Genomic DNA, 16,355 nt, shown 5'->3' with positions numbered 1-16,355 from the left:
TTTTAGTCTTATTCCGCCTTATCCATAAAATCGAAGATCTTAGGCTCGAGAGTCTGGAGATCGACGACCATCGCACGTGCAGGTGTCGGCTGGATATTCATCTGCTTCTGGAACAGGGTCTGCGACTGCCATGTTCCGGTATTCATGCACAGGACACCGCGGTAGTTCACGACCCCGCAGATGTGGACATGGCCGGTGTGGAGAATCTCGGGAACAGGATCGATAATTAGGTTGTCCTCCTTTGCAGCAAGAATAGGGGTCCTCATACCGTAGGTGCAGGCAAGATGCCTCCTCTTTAACATCTCGACCATCATATCCTCCGGTTTCGTGTACGACGCACCCGGGATCATGGAGATCAGGTCGTCGAAGCTCCTCCCGTGATACATCAGGATGCCTACACCCTGCAGCCTGACAAAGGCGGGGTTTTCCACAAGAACGACATTTTCGGGGAAGTACTTCGAAAACCTTTCGGGAAGGGCCGGCTGCGGCTCAGAACCCCTGATTGCATCGTGGTTCCCCGGGGAGATGATGATCTGCATATCCCTCGGAAGGGCTGAGACCATGCGGCCGAACTCTTTATACTGGTGGTCTATATCGGCGATTATAAGCTCCTTGTCCTGGTCCGGGTATATGCCGATCCCGTCTACAAGGTCCCCTGCGATGAGGAGATACTGTGCATCACATTCGTGCAGCCATTCCGAAAACCTGTCCCACTCGTCATATAGGAAAGTATCGCTGCCAACATGGACATCGGAGATAAAGACTGCTTTTCCGGGAGTCCTGCTCTTAAAAGGTGCACTGTTCAGGGGGATATCGGGCCTCATCAATGTATCGGCAAAAAAGAGGTTTCCGTCCGAAGAAAGCTTCCCCCTCACCATGACGACCTCGTCGGGGATCAGTTTCTCGGCCTCTTCAAAGACATCCCTTTTGTTATTGAAGAGCACATTTATCGAATCGGTAGGGTCCTCGAGGACAGCCATCCTGTGCCCGTTCGCAGTGTTCCTGAGATCGGAGACCATTCCTATTACCGAGACATCGTCCTGCCTGTAGCGGTCGGTCTGGGTAAGAGCAGATATCGGGATCGCTTCCCCCCTTTTCCTGAGATACCTGGCAAGCTTTTCGTACCTGTCCCTGAAATAAAAGACAAAATCGTTGAAGTCCACACCGCCGTTCCCCGGGGCGGGAAGGCCGTAGACCACGTCCACGTCCCCTTCCGGCATAAACCGCTCCCCGTCGGTCTCTGACTTTTTGGGCACTGCAGGTTTCGCAGTCTCAGGCAGGGGCTCTTCACTCTTAATCCTGGGCCTCGGCGGCTCGAAGCCTTCCACTTTGAAACCTGGAATATGTGCAGGGAGGGCGACGAACGCGTCGGGAGGAACGTTCGCGATAATACCGTCGATGAGGTCCGGGTCATCCGATTCAAGGAGATAGAGCACCACTTCGGGGTGAACCTGGAGGTCGGCCGCAAGAAACTTCGAGATTATCTCGTCCCTCATCCCTGTCATGTATGTATTCTGGTTGAACCTTAAACAAAAAAAAGTTGACAGAAACCGTTCCGCGAAGTTGCCACAATGGAACTCCGAAAGAATGATTAACAAAGATGCGGTACAAGTTGATATGCTGATATCAACAGGTAAAAGGCTCGCCGCCTTTCTTGCCGTAGCACTTCTTGCCGCAGTTCTGGTCGCTGCAGGCTGTCTGTCGGCAGAAAGCAACAGGGTTATAATCGTTCCCGAAAACAGCTACTGGTCGCCGGCCATGTCGTCGGTGATCGGGATAGGACTCTCGGCGGATTATTCCGGAAGCGGGAATGTGACATATAAATGGACCGCGGACTACGGGGGTTTTCTTCTCTGGACACCAGAGGTAATCCCGTGCGACCCCCCGTGCACAGGCACCGATACTGTATGGTGGACATATGTAACGGAAGACAACATTCCTTCAGTATCTGATCTTCCCGGCGAGGTCCGTATAACAGTAGACGCGATAGACCAGGGCACAGGCGATACTCTTGCCGAATCGTTCCTCATGCTCGAAAAGGATGAAAACGGGGGCTACTCCATAGGCCTGGACGGGTAAAACCACCGGGCATGAATTTATTTAACATGTTATCTTTTCTATTTATAAGATAGAATGACCTTCGAAGAGACAATAATATTCTATAATCCCGAACATGCGGATGAATTCACTTTAAAACTAAAAAAATCCGGATTCAGGGCAAAGACAAAACGTGTCAGCACCCTGGTCAAGGATACGATATGCACGGGAAGAATCGATGATTTCATCTCGCTGTTCAATGAAGAAAAGAAAAAATATGATAATGGCAGCGATAAGACGGATGTTCAGGCCCTGATGACCGATATGTATTCCGAGATTATCGACGAACTTGAACTAAGAAAGAACAGGCTCTCCGGATTCTTCGGTTCTGCTCACCCCGGAGACTGCATATCGGATATTCCCGGATTTAACGGATGCGGTGGCTGGACCGAAGCCGGAGATGACGAACCCGGTGCCGAAAACGATGAAGAGAGGGGGAATAAAACGCTCTTTCACCTGTTGAACGAAAACGGTCTGCTGGAGAGCGGGAGCGGAAAATGGATACTGAAAAATACGGCAGAACCGGGAGAGATAATAACCGCGGTCCCGTCCGATATGATGCTTGAAGCATCCTCCCAGGAGAAGAGAAGCCGGTACAATATAAACACGATAATAAACGTAATGTCGGGCGTCGAGACGCATGTCACCCTTCCCCCCGAATTCTCCATATCGGCAGAGCCTGAGATGATCGATCAGATATTGAATGAATACGACGTCGACGAGGAGTCTATCCTGAAGCTGAAGGAGAACGGATACATCAAATCGCTGCTTGCCGAGAAGATTATAGAATACCTGAAGGAAAAGGAAAGGACACCATTCGACGAACTGTTCGGCGAGATGAAGAGCCTTAAGTTCACGATCGAGAACACAAACGACGAGTTCAGGTTCGACCTCGATGAAAAGTTCCTGAAGGATATGCTCGGCGAGATGAAGAAGATGGATCTCATTAAATCGAAGGGCAATCACTTCAGGTCCGCCTGACTCCCAAAAGGTCCATGCCCGATAAACATGCAATAACTGCCGCCGCCGGAATTCTCTGTGCAGGACTTCTGTTGCAGGCAGTTTGTTTCTTTTTCATCCAGTTGCCGGCTGCTCCCGTCCTTCCGGCTTTCGCCTGCATTGCTGTTGTGACAATGCAGGCGAAAAGATGGAAAGGTTACCTTTCCGGGGCGGATTATATAAAAACAGGCATCGCCGGGCTTGCCGCAGGAGTTCTGTTCATGCCGTTTACAGCTTCCGCCGCAGTCGCCGCGGCCGGTATTATCGCCTGCCCGGTGGGAACTCTTGCAGCCCTTGCAGTATTTATGGAGATGACGAAGAAGGAAGAGAACTTCGCCGGGATGTTCTCCGTGTTCAGCGGAAGCCTGGTTGCAGGAATGTTCATAATTGCCGCAGGGTTTGCAGGGGAAAAGTTTCCCGGTCCGGCAGCGGTGCTCGGGGAGTTCATTCCTCTTCTCGTAATTTCCCTGCTTGCCGGCTTGTTATGCCAAGGTATTATTATTGCTTTAAAAATGGATGATTCGGGAGTTAAAGGACCGTCGCCCTGATTATTTTTGTCTCGTTCCTCGGCCTGTCCATCCTGTCGACAGGCTGCATCGCGATCTTGTCGACGACATCCATCCCTTCGACGACCTCACCGAAAACGGGGTGCTTCGAGGGTGTCTGGGGATTGTCCCAGTCGAGATAGGTGTTGTCCACGAGGTTGAAGAAGAACTGGCTTCCCCCGGTGTCGGGCATCCCCGTGTTCGCCATCGATATCGTGCCCCGTAAATTAGAATGACCCTTTACAAATTCGTCTTTGATATTATAGCCAGGACCGCCGGTACCGGTTCCATTGGGACAGCCTGCCTGCACCATGAAACTCCTTATCACCCTGTGAAAGATTATCCCGTCATAAAATCCTTCTGACACGAGTTTTTCAAAATTTCCTACCGTAACCGGCATATCTTCATAGAGTTTAATTACGATATCACCGAGATTCGTCTCGAGTTTTACTTTTTTTTCAGCCATTTACTTATTCTCCTGTCCTATTGTTATGTATCTTGGGGTACAAAAATTAAATCATCCGGAGGTCAGGCATTGATAATCAGGGACATAAAGAAAGCGGAATACTTCACTTCAGGCGACGGCTGCACCCTCTGCGAGCTTCTCCACCCGGAGAGGGAGGCTGAAAAGAACCCGGGAGCAGGGATCTCCATGAATGCAAGCATTGCGCATGCGTTCGTCAGGGCAGGTGACAGAACCGTTCCCCACAGGCTGAAGGAATCGACTGAGATCTACTATATCATCGCAGGCAGCGGAATAATGCACATCAACGAAGAGGAGGAAGCGGTCGGCCCGGGACAGGCCGTATACATTCCACCCGGCTCTGTCCAGTGGATCGAGTCCTGCGGACCCTGCGACCTCGAACTGCTTGCGATCGCCGATCCGTTCTGGAGGGAGGAGGACGAGGATATTTTGGAGATATAAACCCGAACGGAGATATTTTATTTGTTAAAATCAGATTACTTGTGATCGGAATGGGGAAAAATTCAAAGGAAAAAACCGAGACGAAAAAATCCGCAAAAAATGCTGATATTCTTCCCGAAGATAAATATGCGGTGAACTCCCTCTCGGACCTGAACGTGGAGAACCTGAAGAATGTAATATTGAAAAACCGTTATGCCCAGATGCTGATTGCACTTACAGTCATCGGGTTCATACTTCGATTCTATAACCTGGCTTTCAACTCGCTCTGGCTTGACGAGGCATCGACTCTGGGATTTGCAGAGAAGTCCCTTTCGGGTATCTGGGAATCAACAGCCTCGGGTGAATTCAATCCCCCCCTTTTCTACTATATGGAGCATTTCGTCATTGGTGCCGGAGTAAATGAATTTACACTCAGGTTCATACCTGCACTTCTTGGTGCTCTCACGGTTCCTGTATTCTACCTGCTCGGGAGAGAAGTTTCAGGAAAAGCCGGGGGAATCGTCGCCGCAGCACTTCTCGTCTTCTCCTCATTCCACATATATTATTCACAGGAGGCCAGGGCATATGCACCGATGCTCTTCTTCTTCTCGATTGCACTTATCTCGTATCTCTACGCGATGCGGGGAAGTGGTACAAAATGGTGGGCACTCTTTGGCCTGTTCTCCGCACTGGCCTTCTGGATGCATTTTTATGTATTCATCGCCATCGGGATCATCATAATACACGCCCTTATTGCCAGGCGCGAAGAGATCAGAAAAAACGCATCAGAAACTTTAAAACCGTTGATCATTGCACTCGGGCTCTTTATCATCGCTTCTCTTCCGTTGATAGCTGTGACTGTTGGCCTGTTTTTAAAAAGAACAGCTTCGGAGCCTACATGGGGACTTTCCGGGTTAAATGTTATCACGCAAACCATCCTGATGATTTCAGGAAGCAGCATCCTGCCTCTTGTAATCCTGATAATACTGGCATTATGTGGCCTTTTTGCGGTATGGAGATCAGATCGCAGCATGTTTCTGCTCCTTGTCCTTTCACTCGTTCTTCCGTTTATCGCAAGTATGCTGCTTTCGGCAAGAATCCCTATGAGCCCGAGGTACATGATATACCTGCTTCCCTTCTATTTCATGGCCGTATCAGGTTGTTTGCTCCTTTTCCCCAAAAGCATCGATATGAAAAAGGTGGCAGCGGTCTTTATTGCAGTGATATTAGTCATCAATCTGCCTGCACTCGCAGGTTATTACACATCCTACAGCAAGAACGACTGGAGGGGTTTTGCGGGAGCTCTTGACGAGATAACGAACGAAGGCGATGCAATCGTGGTTTTACCGGGATACATGTCACAACCGCTGGGTTATTATTATAGCAGCGATGAAGACGGAACAATTGAATATAAAGCGGATTCGGGCGATCAACTTGAAGAAGCGATATCACAGATAGGCAATAACACAACATATTATATCGTTACCTGGGATATCACTGCATCCGATCCCGAGGGCGGAGCGATTCAGTGGCTTAATGAGAATGCGGATTACCAGGGCCAATACATGGGAATATATCTGTTTAAAACGAATTAACTGGTAATCAGATGATAAAATATGATATCTCGGTAATAATTCCCACTTTTAACGAAGCCGAAAATATTGAGAATATTATAAGGGCGGTTTCGGGAATTCTTACTGATAAAAATATAACCGGAGAGATACTTGTCGTTGACGACGATTCCGGCGATGGAACCAAAGATATCGTAAGAAGACTACAGGACAGTATATCAGGTCTGAATTTTATTATAAGAGAAGAAGATCATGGGCTTTCGCAGTCGGTTGTCGAGGGTTTCGAGAAGGCACAGGCAGATATCATCCAGGTGATAGATGCTGACTTCTCTCATCCACCCCAGCTTATACCGGATTTCTACAAATCAATAAAAGAAGACGGTTTTGATATTGTAATCGGAAGCCGTTACATGAAAGGCGGCGATATTAAAAACTGGCCGGTTAAGAGGCGTATCATCTCTCTGGGAGCCACAGCCTTCGGCAGGGTCCTTTTCCCTGAGATAACCGATCCTGTAAGCGGATTCTTCGCAATCAAAAAAGAGGTAATCGCCAACGCACGAATGAAGCCCCGTGGATATAAAATACTGATGGAGGTTCTCGGAAAGGGAACATGGGAAAAAGCGAAAGAGATTCCGTTCATATTCAAGGACAGGGAAGAAGGGGAGAGCAAGCTTAAACTCTCGACAATGATCGATTACATTCTCCAATGTACTGATATCGGGGTCTATGCACTTAAAAATCATAATACATACGCCTGGAAGGAATGGAAGAAGATATTTAAGTTCGGGCTTGTCGGTGCATCCGGAATAGTGGTCAATACAGGTATACTCTACGCAGTTACGGAATATTTCGGCATATACTATATGATCTCAAGTGTCTTTGCGATCGAGGCTTCGATAGCAACCAATTTCATCCTTAACGACACCTGGACGTTCGACGGTGCGAACAAAAGCCACATGGGGAGTAGATGGAAGAGATTCGTCTCCTTCCAGCTGATATCTGTATGCGGTGTAGGGATCAACCTGCTGGTTCTCTTTGCGCTTACCGAATTTGCAGGAATCTATTACCTTTTCTCCAATATCGTGGGAATCTTTATTGCATTCGCATGGAACTTCCTTGTAAACAGGCATATCACATGGAAAAATAAGACAGAATAATTTTCTACTGCATTTCAAATCGTTTAAATACAATAATTTTCTATTTTGAGATATTATGGTGAAACGATTCTCTCTGGTTTTATGGATTATTTTTCTGGTTCTGATAATATCTACTGTACCCGCACTGGCGGACAATGCTACTGTGACAGAAACGCCAACACCTACTACAGCTACTCCAACACCAACAACGGCAACACCCACACCAACCACTGCAACTCCCACGCCGACGACAGCAACACCCACACCAACCACTGCAACTCCCACGCCGACGACAGCGACACCAACACCTACTACTGCAACTCCTACACCGACGACAGCGACACCAACACCTACTACTGCAACTCCTACACCGACGACAGCAACACCCACTCCCACGACCTCTACACCAACTCTGACTGCAACCCCTACCCGGACCGTAACCCCGACGCCGACTCCCGGCATCGGGTGGTACCTGGTGAGATGCAATGTGGACGGTGCCAGTGTTTATTTTGACGGAAATTATATGGGTCTCATATCCGGTGGAAGCCTCACTGTCGAATACAAAACAGACCAGACCCCATATAGCACGGTCAGGGTATCCAGGTCCGGCTACACCACAGTAACACAGAGCCTGCCATCGCCTCCCGGCCCCTCAGGAACTGTCGACGTATACATAACGCTCCAGGCAGTGTCCTCGTCTTCAGGCACCCTTAACATATATTCCTCTCCATCGGGCGGATCGGTCTATATCGACAAGGTTTACAAGGGAACGACGCCCTTCTCGATCTCCCTCTCCCCCGGCACATACGGTGTCCAGGTAGACAAGAGCGGATACATGACGACATCCGAGACGGTGATCATATCCGCCGGACAGACTATCACGAGAAGCTACACGCTCCAGCAGAAAACAAGCTACGGGTCACTTCTGATAACCTCCGAACCCGACAATGCATATGCCTATGTCGACGGGACTTCTGCCGGAATGACTGCAATAACGGTGAACAACCTCCTTGCAGGGAACCACAATGTAAGGCTCACGGCCCCCGGCTATAACGAATGGACGGCAACGCAGTATGTAAAGGCGGGCGAGATTATGACGGTTCACGGCACCCTGACACCCTCGTCGTCAAACAACGGGTATGTCCGGGTCATATCGTACCCCGGCGAGGCTGAGGTCTATCTCGACGGCGCATATATGGGAAAGACGAATGACGAGGGAGTACCTGGTGCATATACACTGACGGTCAGCCCCGGAACATACAAGATCTCTGTCGAACTTACAGGCTACCGTGATTATGATCAGACTGTAACGGTAAGTGCAGGGCAGACAGTGACGGTCAATGCGAACCTCATTCAGATATCACAGCCTGTAACCGGGGATATCTCTGTCTCCACAACCCCTTCGGGAGCAAACGTATACGTTGACAACCAGTACGAGGGAATCACCCCGCTGACGGTTCCGGGAGTCAACCCCGGGAGCCGCGACGTCCTGCTGAGGCTTTCCAGATACGAGGATGCGAAGGACACCGTGAACGTCCAGCCCGGCGGAACGTCGACTATCGACGTGGCACTTACGCCGGCGGGAAGTGCAAAGGCTACACCCGGATTCGGGTTCCTCGCCGCGATCTCCGCGCTGGGAGCCGCAGGACTTGTTGTATCGCGCAGAAGAGGCAGATCCTAAACCTGATTTTAAAATATCCTTTTTTTTAGGCCTTTTTGAGATACTTTTCACTTTCGCACCCTGTTCGGAACCGGTGTATAAACCGCAACGGCCAACTATTTTATGTCGCCCCGGGCAGGAATGTCCGCGGACGACATTTGTGAAGACATAGTAGGAAGTAGAAAAAATGACAGATTTTATTGAAACCAGCAATTCAAGGAGTGCAGTTCGTGAACTCGCACAGCCGATTGCAGACATAACGACATTTTCTGCGATTATCCAGTCGGTAATCGATGAAAACCCGTTCGGGTGCACTGAATACTCCGATAACGGCGCAACAGTACCCGGGGTCGCCAGGAACCGCGAACACTATATCGCAAAGGTAGTCTTCGAGGATACCGCAGGAGAGAAGATCGGGACGCTTTCGGTAAAGTGCCCGTCAATTTCCGCGATGGAGAGTGCAGCCGGTGCAATAGTTGCAGACGCCGATCTTGCCGTTGCAGTCGGAGGCGAGCCGGTGCGTGACGAAGCAAACGACACATGGTCGTGCCAGCTGAAATGCCACGATGCAAACAGCGACATATATTATGTGACCTTCACACGGGCAAAGGTGAGGATCTCCGGCTACGAAGACGACTCTGTTCTCAGCACGGTTGAGACATGGGCGGATTCGGTTGCCGCACTGGCCTGAACGGCCGGCAGGTTTGAGGGAGAGATCCCTCAAATTCCTTTCCGGGGGGTTCCGGGATGCGTGAAGACGAGATAGTCGAAAAGATCATCGAGACCAACAGGGACGTGAAATGGATCAGGGCGGAGATTGCCGGAATAAAAGAGGACGACAAGGAGCTTGAGAGAAGGGTTTCAGCGATAGAGGCGCAATATTCTCCCGCAAGAGCGGGTATCGTCTCGGAGAGGCAGGTGTCGGCCGGAATAGGAGCAGGTGCAGGAAGTATTGCGGCCCTTATTCTCCGTCTCCTCGGCGGATAGAACCCGGAGCTCCCGGGGCTTACTTTCCAGTACCCGCATTAATCTTCGTATAATTCATATACCTATCGTGTCTTTCTTTCATGTATCAATGCATAAACCGCGGGGCAGGTGTTCGCGGTCTTTGGACCTCTTTTTACTCAGAAGAATTAAAATAGATTAAACGGGCCTGGTCCCCGTCGCCTTAAAAAAAGTATAGCAGAATGTCCCGTCTTCTTCAGCGGTCCGGTACAGCGCCGAGATCCCCTCGTCCCATTCCTCTTTCGTCATCATCCCGGAGGAGACCGCGTCCTCGCCTACGCCCTCGACCATCGCCGTAAAGGTCTTCCTTGTAAAACCCTCGACAAGATCCGGCCTCGAAGAATCGACATAGACCATCCTCGGCGATACGGAAACGGCATCTAACCCGGCTGATCTCAGGAGCGGGCTGAGCCTCCTTCCTATCAGTGCATCGCCTCCGGCCTCCGCCTGGAGTTTTACAAGGCAACCGATATTCCGCTTTGCAGCCGCACTTTCGGGGTGGAAGAAAGCCGAGCCGTGATCGCCCTCGATAACGGTGATCGTGCCGCCGGGCTTCAGCACCCTCATCAGGGCAGTAAGAGCGTCCACGGGATCACGGAGATGCTCGAGGACGAAGCAGACGAATATGTGATCGAATGAATCCTCCGGAAAAGGCAGCCCGAATATATCGCAGTTCAGATATTCTGCCGCGTTTCCTTCCGCCGTGGCCCTTTTTTTCGCAGCTGCAAGGGATTTTTGGGAGATATCTACGGATATTATAACGGCACCGGGGCTGTTTTTAGTTACGACAGGAGTCTGTGCTCCTGTACCGCACCCCGCCTCGAGAACGAGCGATCCGGCCGGGTACGAGGTGTCGCCGTACAGGAGTTCGTTAAGCGTAGCCGCCTGTACCGAGAGCCTCTCCGATTCGGTCTCGGAGTAGCCGTGGACATAACCTCTTTCAGACATATGTATACATCAATGTACACATGTAACAGTGATATAGTTTTCAGGTCCCCCGCCAGCTATCCGGCGGAACAGTAATAACGAATTTTGCCCCTTCCCCTTCTTTTCCGGTCTCTGATATCCCTATGCCGGTAATAGAGAGTATCTCCTTTACGAGATAAAGGCCGAAGCCGTGGTTTCTTCCGATACCCGGTTTAAACAGCGACTTCTTCTTCCCAGCTGATATCCCTACGCCGTTGTCCTCTATCGTGATAATCAGGTTTCCGGAGTCGTCTTTCGACGAAGAGATCGTAATTTTCGACACAGTCTCCCCGTGAACCAAGGAGTTGCTCATTATATTTGCAAAAACCTTCGGGAGCATCGGGTCGGCAAATATCTCGACGTTATCTGCGTCTACCTTCACGTCAATTTCCCCGTACCCGCCGTTTGATGCAAGATATTCCTTCGCCACTCTTCCGGGATTCTGCCATAGCGGCGATGAAAGGCCCATATCCTGGTAGTCGCGGGTGAACTCCGCCTGCCTCCTGATCCCTTCGACAGCGGTATATGTCTTCTTTATGAAATCTTCCTTCTCCTCCGGGGAGGCGTCGTTCATCATGTCGAGGTATCCTATTGCAACTGTAACCTCGTTGAGTATGTCATGCCTCGTTATGCCGCTCAGTATGTTGAGCTTCATGTTCGCGCTTGCAAGCGCCTCCTTGATCCTCTCCCTCTCGGTTACATCGACCAGCGATATATATATGCAGGAAGTCGTGCTGTCCTCGGGCTTGAGGAAATAGGCGGATATCTGAACGATGATGTCTTCGCCCGACTTCTTCTTCGACTTCATCTCGCCGACATAACCGCCCTCTTTAATGATCGTATCGATGACAGACTTGAGATCAATGGAGTTTCTGAAAAAGACCGAGGAGTTCATCCCTGTTATCTCAGCCGGAGAGTCATACCCGTACATATGTGCAAAAGAGGGGTTTGCATAGGTTATGATCGCTTTCATGTCGAGGATTACTATTCCGTTTATCGACGTCTCTATAGCGACATTCTTGAGCCTCAGGTCCCTCTCTATCGATTTCTTCTCTGTTATGTCCTCTCCCGAGCTTACTGAAGCGGTGACTTCATCTTTTTCGTCCCTTATCAGCGAATTCTGCCATAGAATTGTCTTCAGTTCGCCGGATTTCGTGAGTATATGGCCCTCTATCTTTACATGACTCATGCCCTCATCGATATCCTGCATGAAGAGCGATCTCATTGCATCTCCGTCGCCTTCGGGCATGAAGTTTTCAAACCAGTCGAAACCCCTGATCTCTTCTTTTTCATACCCGAGAACCTCACAGCCCTTTCTGTTTATAAGCGTGACCATCCCTTCCCTGTCAAGGACCAGAAAGATCGCCTCGGCAATGTCAAGATACTGGTCGAACCTGTCCCTCTCGATCTTCAGCTCGTTCTCCCTTCTTTTAAGATTCCTGAATATGACGCTGTATGGCCTGCGGATTCCCGTTTCAACGACGGCATAGTAGATCAGTCCGAATGAGATTATCTTGCATATAAGCCCGAAGACATTTGAAAACCAGTAAGAGCTTATGTAAAAGGTAAACGAGAATTCACTGAACAGTGAAAAAACCAGTGAGGCCCCTATGAATAAAAAGACCTTCCTGTCAAAGCTCTCCCTTCTCACGTACAAAAACCACAGGGCGAGAACAAGCATGGCCGATATGAGGAACTCACTGTAGATCTCAAACTGCGTAACTCCGCTCCAGGGGATATAGCAGGCAGGAAAGGTTCCGGAGATAAAAACAGAATAGAGGATGGCCGCCGTAACGATGGCGTATAATAGAAACTGCCTGTAGACGCCGATTTTTTTAAACATCAGCAGAGGTGCGAGAATAAAAGTCACCGCTTCCAGGTATCTTGCAGCGATCCACAGCTGCATCTGGATATTCTGGTTCAGACCTGTAATAAGATTCAGCCCGCTGTAGGACATGGTATGGAAAAAATCGATTACTCCTATGAAAAGAAAGGCGATTCCGATGATGAGGAGATATTTATTGTCTATATAATTCCGGCTGTTCCACGCGATAATAAATATGGCCGAGGCGATTACAACACTGAAAAGTTCTGCAACAGTATGAAAGAGCAGAAAACTGTAAAAATTCGAGAGCGAGATAAAAACTGTAAAAAGAAGAAGGGACAGGAAAAATATACCGTCTCTTTTGTTTATTTTCAACGTATTTTTTTCAGGCAACAGTTACACCTCTAAAGTTAAAACGCACTCCCGGACCGGAGGTCTAAATTCGGTATTTTGAACTAAGTCTATCAAAGTCATTAATGAAACTTTTCATATGATTATATCTCCGGTTTTATTATCAAACTCAAAATATGAGAACGGGATTTTGAGTGTCATCCGTTTTCTGTATGAACCGGCAGATCCACGGAGTAAATGGATCAGTATTATATCGCATGAGGCCAAATTTAGATTGACTAATCAGTCGGTGTTGGTGAAGTTAAGATGCTATATAGAAAAGTGCCAAAAACAGGAGACGAGCTCTCGATCCTCGGCTACGGGTGCATGAGGTTCCCGCAGAAGAACGGGAGGATAGATTACGAATACACGAAGGAGCTCCTCTTAAATGCGATGGAATCGGGAATCAACTACCTCGATACGGCATGGGGATATCATAACGGGCAGAGCGAGGAGGTCGTCGGGAAGATTCTTGAAGAGACAGGTTCGAGAGACAAGGTCAGGATAGCGACGAAACTCCCGCACTGGCTCGCGTCTTCGCAGGACGACATGGACGGATACCTCGATAAACAGCTCAAGAGACTGAGAACGGACCATATCGACTATTATCTCATCCACGACCTTACGAGGGGGGGATGGGAGAAGATAAAGACCATGGGCTTTGCGGATTTTCTCGACAAGGCAAAGAAAGACGGCCGGATAACTTATGCCGGATTCTCTTTCCATGACGACATAGAAACCTTCAAAGAGATAGTTGACGGCTATGACTGGGACTTCTGCCAGATACAATACAACCTCATCGATACGACCAACCAGGCGGGAACGGAAGGGCTTGAATACGCCGCCTCGAAGAACCTCGCCGTAATGATTATGGAGCCGCTGAGAGGCGGAAATCTCGCCAGAACCCAGCCTGCCGAAGTCGGTAAAATCTGGGACGAGGCGGAAAAGAAAAGGACGCCTGCTGAATGGGCGCTCAGGTGGCTGTGGAACAGGCCGGAGGTTACGGTCGTTCTCTCTGGAATGACTGAAACGGATCAGCTCGAGGAAAATCTCAGGATTGCAGAAGAGGGGCTCCCGTGCTCGCTCACTGAAGAAGAGCTGGAGCTTGCAAAAAGAGCGGGCGAGAAATACAGGGAGATCATGAAGGTCGGCTGCACGGGCTGCAGCTACTGCATGCCCTGCCCGTTCGGCGTCAATATACCTGCCTGCTTCGAAATCTACAACAGCTATCATATGTTCGACGACAAGCGGCATGAAAAGTTCATGTATATGTCGAGGCTCGGGGGCCTCCTGAACAAAAAATCTGCCGCATCCCTGTGCAGGAGCTGCGGAAGATGCGTGAGGGCCTGCCCGCAGCATATCGATATCCCGAACGAACTAAAAAAAGTCAAGAACGATATGGAAGGCCCGGTCATGAAGATAATCGTCCCGGTATCAAAGATCTACGTTCCGCTCAGAAAAAAGCTCGATCTCCTGAGGAAAAGGTAAAATGGAAGACGGAAACCACAAAAAAATGCCGGTCGCCGATAAGAGAAAGGCGATTCTTGATTCGGCCCTGGCACTCTTTACAGAGAGGGGTTTTCACGGGACACCGACATCCCTCATTGCCAGCGAAGCGGGTGTTGCGACAGGAACGCTCTTTCACTACTTTGCCACCAAAGAGGAGCTTATCGAAGAGCTGTACCTCGACATTAAAAGGGAGGCCGGAAACGAGGTGAGGAGAGGAACGGAGATTAGGGGAGATTTGGATTCGGATCTGATGAAAATCGCCTCCAACTACGTTTTTTGGGGAATAAAAAATCCCGCAAAGATAAAGTTCATGGAGCAGTTCTGCCTTTCGCCGTATGTTCCGGCAGGCACCAGAGAGGAGGGGATTTCGAACTTTCTTTTCCTTTCGGAGATCATCGAATCAGGGATAAAATCCGGTAAACTAAAACCTCTCCCTGTGGAACTCACGATCAGGATGGCGACAAAATTCCTCAACGCGATAATCGAATATGCCACAACACAAGGGCACGGCTGCGACGCAGACGAGTTATTCGGGCTTGCATACACCGTTCTCGAGGACGGACTCAGGAACCGGGCGATCGCCTTCCCCGACAAAACCGGTTAAATACCATTCAAATTTAATAAATTATATTGCAAAAGTAGCAACAACAGGTGAAATATGAAGAAAGAGATCAAATCATTCGAAGAAGCCGCCGAATTCCACGGGCATGTCTGCCCCGGGCTCGCAATAGGATACAGGGCGGCTGAAGTAGCGCTCGACGAACTTCTCTCAGGCAGGTCCGAAGACGAAGAACTTGTGTGCATAGCTGAAAACGACTCCTGCAGCATCGACGGAATCCAGTTCGTCACAGGGTGCACATTCGGCAAAGGAAACCTGATCTTCAGGGACCACGGAAAACAGGTCTACACTTTCATTCTCCGCGACAAGTCAGATGCCGTAAGGATCTCGCAGAAACCTGAGTTTGCAATGAACTCCGCACCGGAGGCCCCCCAGCTTATGAAGAAGTTCTTCGCCGGAGAAACATCGGAGGAGGAGACTGCAAGGTACCATAAGATGAGAAGCGATATGGTGGAGCAGTACCTGACCCGGCCTGTGGATGAAATATTCGTGATCGAACATGTCAAAGCTGAGATCCCTGAAAAAGCAAGGCTTTTCAACTCGGTAAAATGCGCCGAATGCGGTGAGGTTGTTTCGGAGTCGCGTGCAAGAGTGAAGAACGGAAAGATTGTCTGCATACCGTGCAGCAACGAATATGCAGGCATCAACCGCTGAATAAGGTGCACTTATGGATACGTTCGAAGTAAAACCCATCGGAAGGGTGATCAAATCCCCCTACAAGGAGCGTGGCGACGCACCGAGGCAGGGGAGGCTTGAGCCGGATAAAGAAGCGGAGATCGAGATCTTCGAGGAATACAGGGCCGGACTCGGTGGTCTCCCGGGTATCAGCCACTTATATGTCCTTCTCTGGTTCGACAGGGCGGAGCGGGACACTCTTATCGGAAGACCCCCTCACCTGGGGGGAGAGGAAAGGCCGGTCTTCTGCACCAGATCCCCGGCACGCCCCAACCCCATAGGCCTCGATATAGCAGAGGTTCTCTCAGTCGACGGCGGAATCATAAGAGTTGCAGGCATGGACGCAATCGAAGGAACACCTGTAATCGATATTAAGCCGTATACCCCTTCGATCGACTGCATCCCCGGGGCAAAGGATCATTTTAAGGAAAAAAAATAAACTGATTTTCTTTTT

The 16,355-nt window shown here is 49.7% G+C and carries 17 protein-coding genes; 13 read left to right on the top strand and 4 right to left on the bottom strand.

Going from position 1 to position 16,355, the window contains the following annotated elements; genetic code table 11:
• Positions 1-8: 8 nt before the first annotated feature.
• Complete coding sequence (locus tag METPAY_RS05190; protein ID WP_048149753.1) at positions 9-1,505, bottom strand: DNA-directed DNA polymerase II small subunit; 1,497 nt, start codon at positions 1,503-1,505, stop codon at positions 9-11.
• 82 nt (positions 1,506-1,587) lie between these two features.
• Between METPAY_RS05190 and METPAY_RS05185 the strand changes: the two genes are divergently transcribed.
• From METPAY_RS05185 to METPAY_RS05175, 3 genes are read left to right on the top strand one after another with little or no spacing between them, the layout of a single operon-like run.
• Positions 1,588-2,079, top strand: a complete 492-nt coding sequence (locus tag METPAY_RS05185) for a hypothetical protein (protein WP_048149750.1) — start codon at positions 1,588-1,590, stop codon at positions 2,077-2,079.
• A gap of 54 nt (positions 2,080-2,133) precedes the next feature.
• Positions 2,134-3,078, top strand: coding sequence for a hypothetical protein (locus METPAY_RS05180; RefSeq protein ID WP_048149747.1), 945 nt, complete (start codon positions 2,134-2,136; stop codon positions 3,076-3,078).
• 14 nt (positions 3,079-3,092) lie between these two features.
• A complete protein-coding gene (locus tag METPAY_RS05175) occupies positions 3,093-3,644 on the top strand; it encodes a hypothetical protein (protein ID WP_048149746.1) in 552 nt (183 codons plus the stop codon).
• Here METPAY_RS05175 and METPAY_RS05170 read toward each other — a convergent pair.
• Positions 3,625-4,107, bottom strand: coding sequence for a peptidylprolyl isomerase (locus tag METPAY_RS05170; RefSeq protein WP_048149745.1), 483 nt, complete (start codon positions 4,105-4,107; stop codon positions 3,625-3,627). The two genes, METPAY_RS05175 and METPAY_RS05170, sit on opposite strands and share 20 nt — an antisense overlap.
• 69 nt (positions 4,108-4,176) lie before the next feature.
• Between METPAY_RS05170 and METPAY_RS05165 the strand changes: the two genes are divergently transcribed.
• The 6 genes from METPAY_RS05165 (at position 4,177) to METPAY_RS05140 (ending at position 9,899) form a co-directional block, all read left to right on the top strand.
• Positions 4,177-4,566 (top strand): cupin domain-containing protein, encoded by a 390-nt coding sequence (locus METPAY_RS05165; protein ID WP_048149744.1) that lies wholly within the window; start codon positions 4,177-4,179, stop codon positions 4,564-4,566.
• 50 nt (positions 4,567-4,616) lie between these two features.
• Positions 4,617-6,140 carry a glycosyltransferase family 39 protein gene (locus METPAY_RS05160; RefSeq protein ID WP_048150037.1) on the top strand — a complete coding sequence of 508 codons (1,524 nt, stop codon included), beginning with the start codon at positions 4,617-4,619 and terminating at the stop codon, positions 6,138-6,140.
• Between the two features lie 11 nt (positions 6,141-6,151).
• Positions 6,152-7,273, top strand: a complete 1,122-nt coding sequence (locus METPAY_RS05155; RefSeq protein ID WP_048149743.1) for a glycosyltransferase — start codon at positions 6,152-6,154, stop codon at positions 7,271-7,273.
• A 55-nt stretch (positions 7,274-7,328) separates the two neighbouring features.
• The gene (locus METPAY_RS05150; RefSeq protein WP_084600695.1) at positions 7,329-8,933 is read left to right on the top strand and encodes a PEGA domain-containing protein; all 1,605 of its coding nucleotides are present in this window, start codon (positions 7,329-7,331) and stop codon (positions 8,931-8,933) included.
• Between the two features lie 166 nt (positions 8,934-9,099).
• On the top strand, positions 9,100-9,603 hold the full coding sequence (locus METPAY_RS05145) for a hypothetical protein (RefSeq protein WP_048149741.1): 504 nt from the start codon (positions 9,100-9,102) through the stop codon (positions 9,601-9,603).
• A gap of 56 nt (positions 9,604-9,659) precedes the next feature.
• The gene (locus METPAY_RS05140) at positions 9,660-9,899 is read left to right on the top strand and encodes a hypothetical protein (RefSeq protein WP_048149739.1); all 240 of its coding nucleotides are present in this window, start codon (positions 9,660-9,662) and stop codon (positions 9,897-9,899) included.
• Positions 9,900-10,055: 156 nt separating this feature from the next.
• On the opposite strand, the gene METPAY_RS05135 is transcribed toward METPAY_RS05140, so the two are convergent.
• Both METPAY_RS05135 and METPAY_RS14130 read right to left on the bottom strand, forming a co-directional pair.
• On the bottom strand, positions 10,056-10,865 hold the full coding sequence (locus METPAY_RS05135; RefSeq protein WP_048149737.1) for a methyltransferase domain-containing protein: 810 nt from the start codon (positions 10,863-10,865) through the stop codon (positions 10,056-10,058).
• Between the two features lie 40 nt (positions 10,866-10,905).
• Positions 10,906-13,101 carry an MASE3 domain-containing protein gene (locus METPAY_RS14130; RefSeq protein WP_052418678.1) on the bottom strand — a complete coding sequence of 732 codons (2,196 nt, stop codon included), beginning with the start codon at positions 13,099-13,101 and terminating at the stop codon, positions 10,906-10,908.
• A 264-nt stretch (positions 13,102-13,365) separates the two neighbouring features.
• On the opposite strand from METPAY_RS14130, the gene METPAY_RS05120 reads away from it, so the two are divergent.
• Genes METPAY_RS05120 through tsaA form a run of 4 tightly spaced genes read left to right on the top strand, consistent with a single transcriptional unit; the run spans position 13,366 to position 16,340 of the window.
• Positions 13,366-14,586, top strand: a complete 1,221-nt coding sequence (locus METPAY_RS05120; RefSeq protein ID WP_048149734.1) for an aldo/keto reductase — start codon at positions 13,366-13,368, stop codon at positions 14,584-14,586.
• A gap of 1 nt (position 14,587) precedes the next feature.
• Positions 14,588-15,211, top strand: coding sequence for a TetR/AcrR family transcriptional regulator (locus tag METPAY_RS05115; RefSeq protein ID WP_052418677.1), 624 nt, complete (start codon positions 14,588-14,590; stop codon positions 15,209-15,211).
• 54 nt (positions 15,212-15,265) lie between these two features.
• A complete protein-coding gene (locus METPAY_RS05110) occupies positions 15,266-15,880 on the top strand; it encodes an FmdE family protein (RefSeq protein ID WP_048149733.1) in 615 nt (204 codons plus the stop codon).
• Between the two features lie 13 nt (positions 15,881-15,893).
• The gene (tsaA, locus tag METPAY_RS05105; RefSeq protein ID WP_048149731.1) at positions 15,894-16,340 is read left to right on the top strand and encodes a tRNA (N6-threonylcarbamoyladenosine(37)-N6)-methyltransferase TrmO; all 447 of its coding nucleotides are present in this window, start codon (positions 15,894-15,896) and stop codon (positions 16,338-16,340) included.
• The last annotated feature ends 15 nt before the right edge of the window (positions 16,341-16,355 follow it).

The sequence above is a fragment of the Methanolacinia paynteri genome, assembly GCF_000784355.1.
Lineage (GTDB): Archaea > Halobacteriota > Methanomicrobia > Methanomicrobiales > Methanomicrobiaceae > Methanolacinia > Methanolacinia paynteri.
The sequence above is the reverse complement of the archived record's forward strand: the minus strand, read 5'-3'. Positions and strand labels throughout refer to the sequence as shown.